The organism is Lacticaseibacillus salsurae, assembly GCF_045862175.1.
GTDB lineage: Bacteria > Bacillota > Bacilli > Lactobacillales > Lactobacillaceae > Lacticaseibacillus > Lacticaseibacillus salsurae.
Genome location: NZ_BAAFZI010000003.1, coordinates 39,277 through 54,519 on the forward strand (window position 1 = coordinate 39,277; position 15,243 = coordinate 54,519).

The 15,243-nt window shown below is 49.7% G+C and carries 18 protein-coding genes; 8 read left to right on the plus strand and 10 right to left on the minus strand.

Annotation, left to right across the window (positions count from 1 at the left end; all coding sequences use genetic code 11):
- Window positions 1–8 precede the first annotated feature (8 nt).
- The gene (locus tag ACKTSG_RS02085; RefSeq protein WP_407891473.1) at window positions 9–155 is read left to right on the plus strand and encodes a hypothetical protein; all 147 of its coding nucleotides are present in this window, start codon (window positions 9–11) and stop codon (window positions 153–155) included.
- Window positions 156–395: 240 nt separating this feature from the next.
- Here the strand turns inward: ACKTSG_RS02085 and ACKTSG_RS02090 are convergent, their stop codons facing one another.
- Window positions 396–2,228, minus strand: a complete 1,833-nt coding sequence (locus ACKTSG_RS02090) for a GGDEF domain-containing protein (protein WP_407891475.1) — start codon at window positions 2,226–2,228, stop codon at window positions 396–398.
- A 119-nt stretch (window positions 2,229–2,347) separates the two neighbouring features.
- Between ACKTSG_RS02090 and ACKTSG_RS02095 the strand changes: the two genes are divergently transcribed.
- Window positions 2,348–3,121: a YdcF family protein gene (locus ACKTSG_RS02095; protein WP_407891477.1), complete on the plus strand. Its 774-nt coding sequence runs from the start codon at window positions 2,348–2,350 to the stop codon at window positions 3,119–3,121.
- 53 nt (window positions 3,122–3,174) lie between these two features.
- On the opposite strand, the gene ACKTSG_RS02100 is transcribed toward ACKTSG_RS02095, so the two are convergent.
- Together ACKTSG_RS02100 and ACKTSG_RS02105 are read right to left on the minus strand one after the other, a co-directional pair.
- Complete coding sequence (locus tag ACKTSG_RS02100) at window positions 3,175–3,912, minus strand: LytR/AlgR family response regulator transcription factor (RefSeq protein ID WP_407891479.1); 738 nt, start codon at window positions 3,910–3,912, stop codon at window positions 3,175–3,177.
- A complete protein-coding gene (locus ACKTSG_RS02105; RefSeq protein ID WP_407891481.1) occupies window positions 3,912–5,204 on the minus strand; it encodes a GHKL domain-containing protein in 1,293 nt (430 codons plus the stop codon). The genes ACKTSG_RS02100 and ACKTSG_RS02105 overlap by 1 nt, the downstream gene beginning before the upstream one ends.
- Window positions 5,205–5,379: 175 nt before the next feature.
- Here ACKTSG_RS02105 and ACKTSG_RS02110 point away from each other — a divergent pair, with 175 nt between their 5' ends.
- Genes ACKTSG_RS02110 through ACKTSG_RS02120 form a run of 3 tightly spaced genes read left to right on the plus strand, consistent with a single transcriptional unit; the run spans window position 5,380 to window position 6,381 of the window.
- Window positions 5,380–5,727: a bacteriocin immunity protein gene (locus tag ACKTSG_RS02110; protein WP_407891483.1), complete on the plus strand. Its 348-nt coding sequence runs from the start codon at window positions 5,380–5,382 to the stop codon at window positions 5,725–5,727.
- A 25-nt stretch (window positions 5,728–5,752) separates the two neighbouring features.
- Window positions 5,753–5,992, plus strand: coding sequence for a hypothetical protein (locus ACKTSG_RS02115; RefSeq protein WP_407891485.1), 240 nt, complete (start codon window positions 5,753–5,755; stop codon window positions 5,990–5,992).
- Window positions 5,993–6,033: 41 nt separating this feature from the next.
- Complete coding sequence (locus ACKTSG_RS02120) at window positions 6,034–6,381, plus strand: bacteriocin immunity protein (RefSeq protein WP_407891603.1); 348 nt, start codon at window positions 6,034–6,036, stop codon at window positions 6,379–6,381.
- 110 nt (window positions 6,382–6,491) lie between these two features.
- Here the strand turns inward: ACKTSG_RS02120 and ACKTSG_RS02125 are convergent, their stop codons facing one another.
- The 4 genes from ACKTSG_RS02125 to ACKTSG_RS02140 form a co-directional block, all read right to left on the minus strand.
- Window positions 6,492–6,917, minus strand: a complete 426-nt coding sequence (locus ACKTSG_RS02125; protein ID WP_407891487.1) for an Rrf2 family transcriptional regulator — start codon at window positions 6,915–6,917, stop codon at window positions 6,492–6,494.
- Complete coding sequence (locus ACKTSG_RS02130; RefSeq protein WP_407891489.1) at window positions 6,914–7,762, minus strand: NAD(P)H-binding protein; 849 nt, start codon at window positions 7,760–7,762, stop codon at window positions 6,914–6,916. Before ACKTSG_RS02130 ends, ACKTSG_RS02125 begins: the two co-directional genes overlap by 4 nt.
- A gap of 79 nt (window positions 7,763–7,841) precedes the next feature.
- Entirely contained in the window at window positions 7,842–8,885 is a 1,044-nt protein-coding gene (locus ACKTSG_RS02135; RefSeq protein ID WP_407891491.1) for an Mbeg1-like protein, read from the minus strand.
- A 92-nt stretch (window positions 8,886–8,977) separates the two neighbouring features.
- Window positions 8,978–10,129, minus strand: coding sequence for an aminotransferase class I/II-fold pyridoxal phosphate-dependent enzyme (locus ACKTSG_RS02140; protein ID WP_407891493.1), 1,152 nt, complete (start codon window positions 10,127–10,129; stop codon window positions 8,978–8,980).
- Window positions 10,130–10,280: 151 nt separating this feature from the next.
- Between ACKTSG_RS02140 and ACKTSG_RS02145 the strand changes: the two genes are divergently transcribed.
- Entirely contained in the window at window positions 10,281–10,511 is a 231-nt protein-coding gene (locus ACKTSG_RS02145; protein WP_407891495.1) for a heavy-metal-associated domain-containing protein, read from the plus strand.
- A 17-nt stretch (window positions 10,512–10,528) separates the two neighbouring features.
- The gene (locus ACKTSG_RS02150; RefSeq protein WP_407891497.1) at window positions 10,529–11,083 is read left to right on the plus strand and encodes a ferritin-like domain-containing protein; all 555 of its coding nucleotides are present in this window, start codon (window positions 10,529–10,531) and stop codon (window positions 11,081–11,083) included.
- A 208-nt stretch (window positions 11,084–11,291) separates the two neighbouring features.
- Here the strand turns inward: ACKTSG_RS02150 and ACKTSG_RS02155 are convergent, their stop codons facing one another.
- Window positions 11,292–12,158, minus strand: coding sequence for a DUF4097 family beta strand repeat-containing protein (locus ACKTSG_RS02155; RefSeq protein ID WP_407891499.1), 867 nt, complete (start codon window positions 12,156–12,158; stop codon window positions 11,292–11,294).
- A 48-nt stretch (window positions 12,159–12,206) separates the two neighbouring features.
- Window positions 12,207–12,521: a PadR family transcriptional regulator gene (locus ACKTSG_RS02160; protein ID WP_407891501.1), complete on the minus strand. Its 315-nt coding sequence runs from the start codon at window positions 12,519–12,521 to the stop codon at window positions 12,207–12,209.
- 174 nt (window positions 12,522–12,695) lie between these two features.
- On the opposite strand from ACKTSG_RS02160, the gene ACKTSG_RS02165 reads away from it, so the two are divergent.
- Window positions 12,696–14,132 (plus strand): hypothetical protein, encoded by a 1,437-nt coding sequence (locus tag ACKTSG_RS02165; protein ID WP_407891503.1) that lies wholly within the window; start codon window positions 12,696–12,698, stop codon window positions 14,130–14,132.
- Between the two features lie 44 nt (window positions 14,133–14,176).
- On the opposite strand, the gene ACKTSG_RS02170 is transcribed toward ACKTSG_RS02165, so the two are convergent.
- Window positions 14,177–15,160, minus strand: coding sequence for a LacI family DNA-binding transcriptional regulator (locus tag ACKTSG_RS02170; protein WP_407891505.1), 984 nt, complete (start codon window positions 15,158–15,160; stop codon window positions 14,177–14,179).
- Window positions 15,161–15,243: the final 83 nt, after the last annotated feature.

The window sequence follows — 15,243 nt, forward strand, 5'->3', positions numbered from 1 at the left end:
GTTAGGCCATGATCGCACTGATCACCATAATGGCGCGGGTGCTCAGTAAATATTCTCGGTTGTTTAAATTAAATGACATCAACATGGCAATTCCTTTCGGCGCAGTGATCACTCACTGGCAACGACCACCGGAAATTGATTTCCGGTTGGAATAGTCAGGCTTATGACGGCGTCCCATCAAACCGTCACCTTAACTATTCGGCGAACACATCAGCGTGTGGGACCACGTTAATGCGAATAATCGCCGAAATAATCAAACTGTGCAGTTGGACGTTTGCGTTGATCATAAGTCGTGGCCCCTTTCGTTTAATGTGATTCGCTTAGGAATTGTGATCAGTATAACGACTGATTTAATGGGTCGTCAAGGGGAAATTTCATTTTATTTTAATTTAGTTCTAACCTAAACGGGGCAATTCAGGCTGATCAAAGGCGTAACCTTGCACAAAACGGCCTTTCAAAACATGCCGCACATAATCCGCATCGACGGAATTTTCGATTTGGTTAAAAATCACGTCGACTTCAAATCGGCGACACCGCTGATACCACGCCACCATCGCCGCTTCGGCTTCGGTGTTATCAGAAAAGGCCTCGCGCAAGCCATTCAATGAAATATTCAACCCGTCAACTAGCGGCAAGATCTCGGCGACTTGGGCGGCATCTTGTTGCAAGTGCAACACATCTGGGATAATGCGAATATCATATTTTTCATAGCGATGGCGCACGCGTTTCAAAGTGGCCGCACTTGGTAAGCGGCGCAAGTTGACCCATAACAATTTCGGTGCGTCAGGCTGAGCGAGAAAGCGGCCTAACGTTTCGGGGATTTCTGGTTGGGCGAATTCTTCAGCGCTGAGGTAGATCGACATGCGCTCTTTGGTGTTCATGCGCGCGGCTTCTTGCATGAAGGTCATTTGCGTTTGCAACGGCTCTGGGCGCGTCACCGTTTCCCAAAGATCGCGGTCGCGGCGATAATGCGCCAATAAAACTTCATTGGCGATCACGTTCAAGTTGTGCTTCACATCGACGACACGTTGCGTGAAGTAAGTATAAGTTTCCATGGCGCGTTCTGGGCGCATATCCGCGACGGCTTGGCCAAAAAGGGTGACCGTATCGCGGCCACGTTGTTTGGATTGATAGAGATTTTTGTCGGCGCGGCGAAACAGATCATCCGCTTTGGCGTCAGCGAAAGTCATTTCCGCCAACCCACAAGAAAGGGTACAAGGAATGTGGTAGACCCCAGCAGGCAAGTCGCGACTGCGCACCGCTTGCCAACAAGCGCGTGCTAAATGCAAAGTTTCTTGTGAAGACAGTCCTAAGCACACGATCGTGAATTCTTCACCGCCAGTGCGGTAAAGCGTCGCGTTTACGCCTTGATCATTGATCTGATTTTGCAAGGTGTTGGCGATGCCAGTGAGGACATCATTGCCGATTAAATGGCCAAAATGGTCATTGATCGCTTTAAAACGATCGATATCAATGGCAATCAGTGTCAGCGGCGTATCGTTTTGGTGGGCGTCAGTAAAGGCTTTAGGATATTCAGCTTCAAACGCCGCAAAGCTTTTGGTTTGCGTCAACGCGTCGTATTCAACTTGAAAGGCATTGGCTTGGCTTTGCAGCTCTAAACGGTGAGTCCGCGCCAAAAAAACGCCAGAAACAGCGATGGCGATGGTTGAAAAACTCAACGCCTCCAGTCGGATCAAAGGCGTCATGGTGAGCCCGCGAACAACTGGTGGGACACTGAGCCAAAACGCCGCTGCAATACTCCAAATGGCGAAAATGTGGCGGCCGACGTGATAGCGGATCGCCCCGCGGAAAAACCAGATCACGATCACCCAAACGGCAAAAATCACCACCATTGCCGCAAAACTGAGTTGGTGAAAATCACTTTGGTAATAAGTTAACCCGACGCCAAACAGTACGGCTAAGCGCGCGATGTATTCCCAAAAGTTGGTATCAGCGTCAAACATCACAAACGTTAAAATAAAAACGGTGATCGCATTAAATAACATCGCCAAATTTGGTAGCGTATGTGCGGAACTGATCGCATAAAATATCAGCGCGATCGCCACGGCACTGCTTGGGACCCAAAAACGCCAACAAAGGCCACGCAAACTAGTGCGTGGCCTGGTGATCGCGTGTTCCCATTGTCGACTTTGATAATTAACGAAACCTGTGGTGAAAAGCACCATCATCACAGCTTGTGCGGTGTACAATAAAAAAGCATAAAGCATACTCGGCCCTTCCCCCTTGGCTGATCGTGCATTGCCTTCCAGTATAACAGTTGTATTCAATCAAATACAATTGCGTTAATGGGACTGTCACCACTTTTCGTGAAAAAAAGGAGTTTAAGATGCAAATTGCGACGCAAGTGAATCAATTGGCGCGCTTTTTAGGACCACGCAAGGTTTCGGCATTGACTCAAGAGGCTTTTCAGAAAACACTTGGTCACCCACAAGTGGATGTGTGTGCGCTGTTTGGCGGGTCGATTCTAGCCGGCGTGGCGGTGTTGGCAGAAGCGATCCAACACCATATCGCCAAGCATTATGTGATCGTTGGCGGCTTCGGCCATACTACCGCCAAATTATTGGCCAAAGCGGCGCAATTGTACCCAAAGCTGACGCCGGTTGAAAGCGAAGCCGAGCTGTTTGCACAAATTTTGCAGCGAGAATACGGCTTATCAGTGGACGCATTGGAAACGGCATCGACGAATTGTGGCAATAATATCACCAATTTATTGCAGGTGGTGGCGGCTCATGATTGGCCTTGCGAGTCGGTGTTATTGATGCAAGACGCCACCATGCAGTTGCGCATGCATGCAACGTTAGCCAAAGTCGCGCCAAATCTTGAGATCGTCGATTATGCCACGTATCACGTGCAAGTCGACGACAAATTGGCCTATGATACCACCCCGCTTGGCATGTGGCCGCTGCATCAGTATTTGACCTTACTGTGTGGGGAGTTGCCGCGGTTGCGCGATGATGCTAGCGGCTATGGACCACAAGGCAAAGGCTTTTTGGCGCATGTCGAGATCCCTGCTGAAATCCAACAAGCGTGGCAGGATCTGATCACGATGGATCCAAGTTTGAATCGGCAAGCGGATCCGCGGTTCAAAAGTACCGATTAAATAACAAGATCCCGATCAGTGACGTCGCTGATCGGGATTTTTTAAACTGAGATTCAGCGCGCGAGCAACTTTTTGCGCAGTTCACTGACTTTGCGGAAACTGACTGCGGCTGGTGGCGCAAAAGCAAAGGTCAACTGGCGGCGTTTGGGGTCAAAGGCCACGACTTTGGCTAAGTTGACCAAGTAACTTTTGTGACAGCGACACAACTGCGGGTAGCGCGCTTCATAATCGTTGAGATTGCCGCGAAATTCAGCCGTTTCGTTGTCACTGATCAAACTCAGCGTGCCTGGTTCACCAGGTACCGTCATTAAATAAGCGATTTGGTTTAACGCAACGGCGTGAATGGTGCCAGCTAAGGTATACGTCACTTGGTCGAGCGCTTGCGTCAAGCGCTTGGCCACCGTCAGCAGATCTTGATGGATCATCGCCGCACACGTGTCTGCAGGTAAGCCTTTTTGGATCAAGTCCAGCGGCATGATCTTGTTGGTGACGATCAATAAAGCCGACTCTGGGTGATTGGTGACGAAAATAATGTCAGCATTTGGGACTTTGCTGCGAATAAAAGTGGCCAGATCGATGCCGCTGATCGCTGAATCGGCAATTTCAATGTCTAAGAAAAATATCGCCGTTTGCGGGGTATGGGTTGAAAGGTTGTCCATGATCGCTTGTGGATCAGCGGTCGCCAGCTGGAGTTGAAACGCCAGCGCTTCGATCGTGATGGTGTTGGTGACTTGTTGGGTCAAAAAGGCGCGATAAGTGGGATCATCTTCTAATATGTAAATAGGGGGCATCAAACTACCTCGATCACTAAATTAATGGCCAGTTTGTTTGTTGACACATGCTTTCTGAGCTTGAGGTGATGATTTCGGGTGGAGATCGCGCGAATGTTGGCCCAACCATGGCCGTGGTCAGCGCCTTTGGTGGTATAGCCGGCTTCACCTAACCGAAACAGTTTAAAGTCGGCTGAGACTTTATTGATCACTGTGATCATTAAATCGCGCTCAGACGCGTCAAGTAGCACCTCGACTTCACCTTGCGGGTCAGTGGCTTCAATGGCATTATCCAACAAAATGCCCACCACACGCAAGCTATCCAGTAAGTCGGCATTATTGGCGATCGTCACTGTGCCGTTGGTTTGCAGGTTCAGCTTAATGTTGCGGTTTGCCGCTTGAGTCCATTTCAAATACAGCAAACTGCGCAGCGGCAACGCTTTAACAGCATCAAGTGCTGAGTGATCAGGCTGGATCTGATTTAAGGTCTGTTTGGCTTGGGTGAGCACTTGCTTGGTTTGGGTCAACTCGGCGTTAGGGTGGGCCAACGACAACTCCAAAGACGCCAATACATTCTTGTAGTCATGCAAGATCTTTTGGGTGTGGGCTTGTTGGGCTTCAAGATCGGCGTAGTATTTTGCCCGCGATGCGTCTGCGGCTTGTAACAATTTGAATTGGGCGCTGGCTTGCAAAGCGTGGTTCAAAAAGAAGAACGCCGCCAAGTTGCTGGCGATCAATAGCAATAAGATTCCTAAGATCGTGGCTTCCACGCGAAACGACAAGTGGACCCAATCGGCGATCATGTCCGCCGCGTAAAGGCTGGCACAAGTGAGCAACGAATAGCCGATAAACACGCGCCGACTGGCCAAGTCAGCAGCTAAGGTCTGCTTTAACGCCTGCAGTTGCGAGTCAAAGCGATAAGTTGCGTAAATGATCGCGCCGATCACCAAGGCATTGATCAAAATGGTGGAAATGGCGTCAGCGATCACTAACTGGTGCGTCGATAACGGCAATTTCAACAAGCGCGGTAAGGTGACCAGATTGCGATAGAAAATATAGCCATCGATCAAAAACAAAAAGCTGATGATCGTCGGCGACGCGTGGCGCTTCAATAGCGTGGCAATATAAAGCGCCGCAAAAACGACTTCACCGACGCTGCTGAAAGCCAAGGAAAAAATCGTGGCCAATAGCCACCATTTCACCACATAGCCCCAATGGATCTGGTCAAATAACAGTTTGGATTGCACCACAAAAATCATGGCAAATTGGGGAATGACTTCCATCAAATAAGTGGGAATGGTCACATCGATCATTATCAAGCACCTTTCATCTTTTGATCGCACGCAAAGCTTGCTTGCCCCTTAATTATAGTGGTTCACGGCGATAAAAGTATCGACGTTTATCGGCGAATCTGAGACGTTAATTTTTTTGATCGTCAATTTTACTTGCGGCAAGTATACTGAAGGCGAAAGCAAAAGGGGTGAGCAAATGGATACGCGACAAAACGCACAAACGTTGGTGCATGACTTATACAACGAGTTGATCCAGCGTGAACAAACGCCTGAATTGACCGATATCACTGATGTGTTGTTGCAAGTTTATAAGAAACTCGATACTGTCAAAGATCCAGAAGTTTGGGTGAATCGCCTGGTGAATTATATTTACCTGGTGGGTAAAGCTGGAAACGTTGAATTTGGCCACAGTGCCGAAGCCAAGCTGATCGCATTAGGCGATATTTCCAAGTTAGCTGGGTGGAATGGGCATAATCGCGCCGCTTATAACGACAAAATGCAGTTTTATGGCGTGCTTGACCCAAAGCCTAAGCGTTTTCCATAAGCTGATCAAGAAAGCAGGTGGACACATGTATGGGGTAGCTTTTCGCATCGGCACTGGCGAAGCCATGCTGGCCAGCGCTGAGATCATCGCGCTGATCCCGGCAGTTTTGCTCAAGGCGCCTTGGTGGGTTTATGTCATGATCACCGTCGCCGTCGTGTTGGCGTTCATTGGTGGGCGCATCGACAAAAATGCTGAGTTGCGCGATCCCAAGAACTTCCGCAATGGCTCAGCCGGGTATCCGTTTTGGAATAAGTATCGCAAGTAAGAATCGAAGTGAAACAAATGTCTTTCAAATCACAAAAGCGTATGGATACGGTCAAAACATCCAAACAAGCCATTCAAGCGTTACGCGGCTTACTGATCAAACGTCCGGACCAGTCGCCACAATTGTTAGATATCACCGATGTATTGGGTCAAGTCTACCGCAAGCTGGACACCGCTAAAGATCCAGAAGCGCTGATCAATCGGTTAGTGAATTATATTCGCATCAAAGCCAGCAATGGGAAGATCATTTTCCCGACGCCGCAAGAAAGCTTGATCGGCCAATTGGCTTGGATCGGTGCCAAGGCTGGGTGGAATGGGCTGTATATGGCAGACTTTTCAGACAAGCGCCAATTTTATAGCCTCTTAGAACCCATGCCGATTCGCGACTGAGTTGAAGCGAGTTAAACGCGAGTCGACCAAATCAAAAGACCAAGACTTGAAAATCATTCGTGATTTCCGAGTCTTGGTCTTTTTTGATCAAAGTAAGTGACGGCCTTGAATCAAGCGTCGATCTTAGTTTTCAGGTCTTGGATGATCTCAGCTAAAGAGACGTCAGCCATTTGCGCTTCTGCGGCGTGTTGGATGCGGTCATACACGCCATCTAAAGTGGTTTGGATATTGCGACCAACAGGGCAGGCCAGATTGGTTTGCGGGTCAACATGTAGCAATTGTTGCGCGTCATCGATCGCTTGATACACATCCAGCAAGCTGATGGTATCTGCTGGGCGCGCCAAAGTTGCAGCACTGATGCCAGGGCGCGTCGTTAACAAGCCTGCCTTGGCCAATTGCGCCATCAATCGCCGCACCAAACTAGGGTTGGATTCGATCGAGCCGGCGATGGCTGTACTGGACACATCGCCGCCTTGGAAAATGTCAACAAAGGCGAGAATGTGGATCGCATCAGAAAGCTTGTGAGAGTATTTCACGCTAAGACCTCTTGGATCGCCTCAGCCAGTGGCGTCAATGGATGGCCGAGCACTTGGGTCAAGTCCGTTGTGGTTGGTTGTAAGCCGCCATTGCGGATCACGGTTTGAAAACCAGCGATCAATTCGGCGACGGGTTTGGGTAAACCAGCTTGTTGCAAACCAGCGGCATAGTCGGCATCGCTGACAAGTTTCACGTGAAACATGCCAGGAATCGCATGGGCGAGATCCGCGTAAGTCCGCGGCGCGCCAGCGAATTCGTAAACGGGTTGCGGATCGGTCAACGTCATCACCCGCGCTGCGGCTTCGGCGTATTCACGCTCTAAAGCCCAGCCGGCTTTGCCATCAGCGGCAGAATAAATAAAATCTTTGCCGTTGGCGGCAGCTTTCAAGGTGCTGGCTTCATTCTCCAAATACCAGTTGTTGCGCAAAAAGCTGTGCTTGATCCCAGAAGTTGCGATCATCGCTTCAGTGGCTTTGTGATCAGCAGCCAAGCTCGCAGGGTTAGTTGGCGCTTGCGGAAAGCTGGTGTAGGCGATGAATTTCACCCCAGCGGCTTTGGCGGCATTGACCACGTTTTGATGTTGGTCAGCGCGAGAAACCTTTTGGCCAGGTTGGCTAGAAACAAATAACAAGCGGTCGATCCCAGCTAAACTTTGGGTCAAGCTGGTGACATCATCGTAGTCGCCTAAGCGTACTGGCACATTGTCAGGCACCAGCTTTTGGGCTTTTTCGAGGTTGCGGGCCAAGGCGATCAAAGCATCACCTGGTTGTAAGAATTGATGTAAGAATTTCAAGGCGACTTGGCCGAAATGGCCAGTAGCGCCGGTAACTGCATATGTTGTCAAAAAAATGCCTCCTGTGATTTATAAAGTAACTTGTAATTTACATTGTAACACCATTGACGAAAAAAACAAGCCGCAAAAGCTACGACTTGTGGTGATCTGGTTTGGGGACACTTTCGAGCAACGCTTGCGCCAAACCATGGGCAGCGGCTTTGAAAGCCTGATGGTCGGTGGCTTTGAGGCCACTTAAAATCGCTTTGGCGCTGGTGGCCGGTTGTTTGGCCAAGTCAGCGAAGGTTTCTTGGCCAGTATTTTGCACCACTTGATATGCCGCATCTAAGGCTTGTTGTTTGGTGGCGTCGTCAAGATCAGCGACCCATTGATTCAGTAATTTCTGCGCATAACGCGAGCGCAGATCAAGCGCCGGCAAATAAACAAAATCCCGCTGGCGGATCTCCCAAGAAAACAAGTCATGTTGATTAAAGCCACTGGCAGTGCTGTGCACCACCGCGAAATCTTGACTGGGATCTAAAATGATCCCGATCAACGAAGATTGTGGCACCAACTTTAAGATCTTAGGGTCTGAAGGCATTGGGCGTTTCAAGCCTGGACCATCTAAGTTGTAAACCATTTGAATGGTAGAACGTAAGTCGCCGGCATGGGCAAAGGCAAAGGTGGCGAGATTGCCGCCTTTGGAATGCCCACCGAGGTAATAATTTCCCGGGTAATAATCAGCGATCTCAGCCAAGTAGTTGCTAGCAGCCAATTGCGACGGGATCGCGTCTAAAAATGTCAGGTTGAAATCTTCTTTCCAATCGACAAAATTTGCTCGGGTACCGCGGAAACTCAAGTAGTACGTGTTGGGCGTCAGCTGAAACGTCACTGCTGAGAATTGTTGTTGGCGCTGGAAATCAAAGTCATTGACTGCTGCTAACCAGTAGACATTTTGATACCGCGGCGTGTGCGCTAGCGTGGTGAGCAACTTCAAGTTATTTGCCGCTTGCCAAGTTTTGGCCACCATCGGCGTTGCGTCAGCTTTGGTCAAATCGCCTAAGCGACCATAAGTGCGGGTGCCGAAGTCACAATAAGCCAGTTGCGCAAAAATCGCCGCATCAACGATCGATAGTGACTGCTGGGCAAAGGTGACGTTGCCAAAACGGTTCAAATAATCAAAATAATCGGCCATGTCGGCACCTCCTTTTGGCTTTAGTTTAACATGTCAGCGCAACGAAAAACCGCCTTGAACCGCGCCAATCGCGCAGTTCAAAACGGTTTTTGTTAATGCGTTGCCACAAAGTGCGTCAAGCGGGAAACGGCTTTGTGCAAATTCTCTTCGCTAGCGGCGTAGCTCAAGCGCACATAACCTTGGCCAACGTCACCAAAAGCCGTGCCAGGAATGATCGCCAAGTGGTCCTCTTTGGCCAAGTCGGTACAGAATTTTTCGGCGTCTGCCGCAAAGCGCTCAGGCAACTTGGCAAATAAGTAAAAGGCGCCTTGGGGATCGATCGCCGAAAACCCGATTGGTTGCAAGGCCTTTAATAAATAGTCGCGGCGTTGTTGATAGATCACGCGCATTTCAGCACCGTCGTTTTGGCCATGTTCTAGCGCTTCGATGCCAGCCATTTGCGCGACAGTGGTGGCGGCAGTGACCGTATATTGATGGATCTTTTTCAACGCTTGGGTGATCGGTGCCGGCGCCAACAAAAAGCCGATCCGCCAGCCGGTCATGGCATGGGATTTGGACAAGCCGGAAATGATCACGGTGTTATCCCAAGCAAATTCAGCGATCGACACATGCGGCGTGCCATAAGTTAGCTCAGCATATATTTCGTCAGCCAAGATCATCAAGTCATGCGCCACGCAAGTTTGAGCCAAAGCTTGCAGCTGCAAGCGGCTATAGGTGATGCCAGTGGGGTTGTTAGGATAATTCAAAATGATCCCCGCAATATGGTCATCAGGGTGGTCGGCAATGGCTTGATCGATCATTTCAGGCGTTAATGAAAAATCATTGGCGCGCGTATTGATGATGATGGCTTTGATGTGGTTTAAGGTGAGCAACGGAATGTAGCCAGGATACACTGGCGCTGGCACTAACACGGCGTCGCCTGGCGCAAACAGTCCTTGCAAGGCGATGGCAATGGCTTCAGTGGCGCCAACGGTGACTAAGATCTCATCTTCGGCGCGATAATCGACATGATATTTGTCATGCCAAGTGGCGGCCACTGCAGCGCGCAGGCGCGGGTCGCCAGCATTGGCAGTGTAATGCGACTGATCGGCAGCAATGGCTTTGATCGCCGCTTGTTTGATATGTTCTGGCGTGTTGAAGTCCGGTTCGCCTAACGTTAAGCGCACCATGTCGGGAATGCCGGCCACCGCATCGTTAAAGCGGCGGATCCCGGAAATCGCAATGTGATCAAGGGCTGGGTTCATGCAAAAAGACTCCTTTTATCGATGTGTTGCATTTAGTGTGGCGGTTTTGGCGAAATTTGTCAAAACTTGATGCAAACTTGATATAGATCAAGAACTTTTTGGCTAAGCGCCGCTACACTGTATTTGTAATCAAACGAAGGGAGTCTTCAACATGAATAAAAAAATCACGATGCAACTCGACGCGCTGACTTGCCCGTCTTGCTTAACTAAAATCGAAGCTGCAGTGAAGCAACAACCTGGCGTCGATAATGTCAAGGTGCTGTTCAACGCCGCTAAAGTAAAAGCTGATTTCGACGACACCCAAAATTCTGCCGAACAACTGACTGATGTGGTCACCAAACTCGGCTATGAAGTCCAAAAAACCAAAGTTAAAGATCTGTAATCAGGAGGAGACAACCAATGTCTGAAGCAATCGAAGCCAAGTACCAAGCAGAAATCAAACAAGCCGATATCGATCACCATAAGCCCACTGCCGGCGCCATGACTGGCCATATCGTGGCCAATATGTGGTATCTGGATGTGAAATACCATCAAATTTTGTGGTTTGTCAAAGGCCCACAAGCCTTCCAGCTACAACAGGTTTACCGCGACTTGATCGCCCAAAACCGCGCGCAACTCGATGACCTAGCTGACGTGTTGTTGGATGAAAATCAGCTACCGCCTAGCACCGTTGATGAATATACGCGCTATACCAAAGTCGAAGAAGACGGGCGGTTGAAGTATGAATCCGCCGAAACCATGGTAGACACCACAGCGCATGATCTGACATTTGCCAACTTGTTTATCGATCGCGCCATTAAGCTCGCTCAGCGCGAAGACCGCCCAGCGATGGCACAAGCATTGACCAAGTTACGCGGTGAAAATAACCGCAACATCCGCCACTTGCAAGCATTCTTAGGCAAAACGGCTTGGGAAGGCTTAGTTGAAGAAGACGATGACGACGACGATGATTAACGTTGGTTTCATGGCCAGCCCCCAAAAGTTTAGCTGACCTGTTTCATCAAATCCGCCCAGTGTTTGGGCTTGCGAATATTAAAAGGTTGCGACTATGCGGCTTTAAAACGCCCATGTCCCACGATCCCGTTTTCTGGAATCGCGGTGCATGGGCGTTTGTGTGTCTTGGCGTTGGTATGGTACGCGACTGCACTGTTTTTTCGTGATTTTAATCGATGGTGATGCTGCCATCATAAGTGGTGGCATGGAGTTTAGGTGATGCTTGAGGATTTTGCGTGATCGCCGTGGGGTGTGTTTGTTCAAACCAGCGAATGTGGCCATCGGTGGTGCTGAGCTGATAACCCCAAGCTTTTGAAGCACCATGGATTGATAGGTCGCCATCGTCGCTTTGCAACGTCACGGCTTGTTGGAAGGTGGTGGCGCTAAAACTTTGATCGCCATCGCGGGTAATGAAGCGCCCGCCGACGACGCTACCACCTTGCATGTCAAGGTCACCATCAACGCTATTGAAGGTTAAAGCAGTTAAGTGGCTGTCGGTTAATTTAACGTCGCCATCATGACTGGTCAAACTGCCTGAGTCCACGCGCAGGTGATGAGCAGACAAATCGCCGTCGCGCAACGTCAACGCCAGCTTGTTCACGTGCACGGGACTATTGAATAAGACTTCGCTGTCTTCAAGCGTGCCACTGAAAGCTTTAAGGGCCAAGGGGTTTGGCACCGTGAGCACGATATGCGGTTCTGCCTCATCGTCGTCATCATCAAAATCGTCGTGGTTAGCCGAGTTCTTTAGCGTCAAGTGACCATCTTGCTGGGTGATCGTCGGTTGGTTTTGTTTGCCGCTGACCACTTTGATCGCGGCTTTGGCGCCTTGTTGGAGCGTTAAGTCGCTATCGTGCAAGTCGACAGTCAGCGTATCAAAATCTTTTAAGGCGATCGTTTTTTGCGTGCGGTGAGAGAGCTTGATGCCGTCATCAAACGTGATGTTGTCAGCAGCGTAATGCCGCCAGCCGAATACCGCCAACACGGCGACGACGATGATGATCAAGCTTGCGATAAGTAAATGTTTGCGCGTCATTTTGTCCCTCCATAGGTCAAACGATGGTAACCATTCTTCAAAAACCGGTCAATCAGTAGGTGCGGTCAATAAGTGATCCACCGCCGAGCGATAATGATGCCAATCGTGGCGGATCTTGGCCAATTGCTCTTGGCCTAAGTCGGTAATGGCGTAGTAGCGCCGGTTGCGCCCATCGACAGGGCGATCATACGTGGTCACCCAAAGCATTTTGTTCAAGCGGCGCAACACCGGATACATGGTCGATTCAGATACGGGCAACACAGCTTGGACTTGTTGCGTCAGCGCGTAACCATAGTCATCAGCATGAGCCAACAGCCCCAAAACGCAGCCATCAAGCACTTCTGTGGCGATCGCAATACTCATAGCTTCCTCCTGACAATATTATATTTGATATAGTATTGTACATTTATAAATATATCGATAACAGCGGCGCTTGTCAACCAAATTATTGCGTCATTGAATTTCCTGTAAGCGTATTAAAAACCGCGACAGCATGGTTTAATAGAAGTATCGAATGAAAAAGGGAGCATGATGAAAATGAAAAAGTGGGTCCACACACATCCCAAAGGGTTTTGGGGCAGCTTAGTTGCCGTGATCGTCGTGGTGATCTTAGTCGGATTTGGTTTGTGGCATCAACATACCAAACAACTGGCTGCCGCCAAAGTCGACCAAACATTAAAAGCCGCCGTTGTTGACAGCCAAAAGCTAGATGCAGCAGTGGCGAAGCACTGGGCCAAACCCAATCAATACATCAAGTCCAACACCTCTGCCCATCAGCTGAGCGCGTTAAAAAAATCAGGCCATCAGCTGATCGCCAAGGTCAAACCTTATCGCGCACACGCCACCGCGAAAAATCAACAACGCTTGAAGCAAATCGACGCGGCGCAAACCAAGCGCACCACCGATATTCGCCACTTGCAACAAGCTCGCGTGGCCACCAACGCGGTGAACGCCTTGGTGATGCCTGAAGCGATCCATGACGCCAGCGTTGATAAAACGGCGATGATCATTGAATCAACTGATCAAGCCGCGATCACCAAAGCCAAGTTGAAAATCGCTGACGCCAATCCGACTTTGAAAAAGACGTTAGGAGATATTTTGGCAACCTGTTCGGCGCAGCTAAAAGAGCGCACGGAATTGAAACAAGAAATCTCCAAAATTTCCAATGGCGGGACTTTAAAAAACGATGTTTCCTTGGCACAGTTGCAGGCGTTTCAAGCGTTTTTGAAGCAAATGACTTATCCCAAGCTGGCAGAAGGCGACCAAACCTTGATCCAAGGCGTTCAAAAAGCGATCGCTGCCATGGATACCAAAAAGATCCCACTAGCCGAACTGCAACGGCGCGCGTTTTACGCGTATAGCAACGGCAAAGACTTACCGGCGGCCTACTTAGATGCCAAACAGTCGCATTTTGATGGGGAGACTTATGTGGCCAGCATTTGGGGGATTTATATCGCCGGCACGGGGCCTTCTGCGCATGAAATGGCCCAACTGAAAATCGCGCGCAACGGGGATTATACGATGACTACGCGAGGCGGTGATCAGAGCGGGAATATTTTCAAAGACATCACCAAAGCGCAGTTAGATAAATTGCGTCAAGACGTGACCAAAGGCGAGCAGCCTAAAGCCAAACCACTGACGGACATTTTTGCCAATGCGCAGGATTTTTATAATTGGGCGATCTCGGCACTGCCGGCGGCGCATGATCCGCATGTGGACGAGCTCAAAACCAACACCAAAGCGACGTTTTCGTTATTCACTGAAGACGATACCAAAGATTTTTCCGTCGATGCCGTGTATGATGTGTCGTTTGATTATGGTACCGGCGAGCCGGCCGTTGATGCCGACTTCGGTCATTTTGGTCGGGTAGTACTGACCAAAGATGGCACGGTTTACTCTGGCTTGCCATGGGGTGTGCTGAGTTTGGATACCGATCTCACTGCGCAAGTGCAACAAAAAATATATACTGAGTAAAACAAAAACGTGAGCGACCGCATTTTGGTCGCTCACGTTTTACGTTAAACAGATTTACGCAAATGAATATCGGCAGGAACTTCAGTGCGGCAAATTTTGATCGGGTCACCGGCGATCAAGGTCATCAATTGCTTGGCGACAGTTTCACCGATTTGATGCAGATCTTGATTGACCACTGTCAAAGCCGGCGCGGCCAAGCCGCCGAAGCGCCAATCGTCATAGCCACATAAGCCCACCGTATCTGGAATGGCGATGTGATGGTGTTGTAACCACTTCAAAGTCGCCAACAACAAATTCCCGTTAGCGGCAAAAATCACGGCGCGTTGATCGGCCACCCGATTCAGCCAGCTTTGCAGATCGTCGACTTGATCATCTGCCACTTCTAACAACGTCACTGGCACGCTGAATTTCTCAGCGACACTTTGCCAAGCGTCAAAGCGCTCTTGGCGCACTGACGCTTCAGCTAACGGATTGGCGATCACCAGCACTTGTTGATAGCCTTTTTCAAGCACCGCTTGGGCCAAGATCTGCGTCGCTTGGCGATCGTTTGACGTCACGCACGCAAAAGCTAGGGGATCGATCACGCGATCGACCAGCATCACTGGGACTTTAGCGTCTTGGACGAACTGGTAGTCTGCGGCTTTAGGACTGCGCGGTTGGATGATCAGCCCGTCAACGTTTTGCGATAACAAGTGGACTAACGCATGGTGTTCTTGTTCAACGGTTTTGCCTTCTGCCACTAGGATCTGAACGCCAAGCGGTTGCGTGATCGCCGCGATGCCTTTGACTAAAAATGGGGCATAGCCATTGGCCAGATCACCGACGACCACGCCGATTTGGTGGGTGTGTTTGGATTTTAAGGCGCTGGCGTTATGGTTGGGCACAAAATGCATGTCTGCGATCACCTTTTTTAGGCGCGCTTGCGTCGATTCAGACATGCGTTCAAAATGGCCATTTAAATAACGGGATACCGTCGCTTTAGAAACGCCAGCTTGTTTTGCCACATCATTGATCGTGTATCTTGCCACTGGTTTCGCCTCATTTCGTCAGTCTTCACCGCTTATTGTACACGTTTTGACGAAGGCATGAAACCGTTGCCTTGCGCCAAGGA

Excerpts from the sequence above, each read along its gene's own strand:
- ACKTSG_RS02105 (WP_407891481.1), bottom strand. The coding sequence starts at position 5,204 with ATGATCGATGTGACCATTCCCACTTATTTGATGGAAGTCATTCCCCAA.
- ACKTSG_RS02165 (WP_407891503.1), top strand. The coding sequence starts at position 12,696 with ATGAAAAAGTGGGTCCACACACATCCCAAAGGGTTTTGGGGCAGCTTA.
- ACKTSG_RS02145 (WP_407891495.1), top strand. The coding sequence starts at position 10,281 with ATGAATAAAAAAATCACGATGCAACTCGACGCGCTGACTTGCCCGTCT.
- ACKTSG_RS02140 (WP_407891493.1), bottom strand. The coding sequence starts at position 10,129 with ATGAACCCAGCCCTTGATCACATTGCGATTTCCGGGATCCGCCGCTTT.
- ACKTSG_RS02135 (WP_407891491.1), bottom strand. The coding sequence starts at position 8,885 with ATGGCCGATTATTTTGATTATTTGAACCGTTTTGGCAACGTCACCTTT.
- ACKTSG_RS02155 (WP_407891499.1), bottom strand. The coding sequence starts at position 12,158 with ATGACGCGCAAACATTTACTTATCGCAAGCTTGATCATCATCGTCGTC.
- ACKTSG_RS02085 (WP_407891473.1), top strand. The coding sequence starts at position 9 with ATGATCGCACTGATCACCATAATGGCGCGGGTGCTCAGTAAATATTCT.
- ACKTSG_RS02150 (WP_407891497.1), top strand. The coding sequence starts at position 10,529 with ATGTCTGAAGCAATCGAAGCCAAGTACCAAGCAGAAATCAAACAAGCC.
- ACKTSG_RS02160 (WP_407891501.1), bottom strand. The coding sequence starts at position 12,521 with ATGAGTATTGCGATCGCCACAGAAGTGCTTGATGGCTGCGTTTTGGGG.
- ACKTSG_RS02110 (WP_407891483.1), top strand. The coding sequence starts at position 5,380 with ATGGATACGCGACAAAACGCACAAACGTTGGTGCATGACTTATACAAC.
- ACKTSG_RS02095 (WP_407891477.1), top strand. The coding sequence starts at position 2,348 with ATGCAAATTGCGACGCAAGTGAATCAATTGGCGCGCTTTTTAGGACCA.
- ACKTSG_RS02120 (WP_407891603.1), top strand. The coding sequence starts at position 6,034 with ATGGATACGGTCAAAACATCCAAACAAGCCATTCAAGCGTTACGCGGC.
- ACKTSG_RS02100 (WP_407891479.1), bottom strand. The coding sequence starts at position 3,912 with ATGCCCCCTATTTACATATTAGAAGATGATCCCACTTATCGCGCCTTT.
- ACKTSG_RS02090 (WP_407891475.1), bottom strand. The coding sequence starts at position 2,228 with ATGCTTTATGCTTTTTTATTGTACACCGCACAAGCTGTGATGATGGTG.
- ACKTSG_RS02115 (WP_407891485.1), top strand. The coding sequence starts at position 5,753 with ATGTATGGGGTAGCTTTTCGCATCGGCACTGGCGAAGCCATGCTGGCC.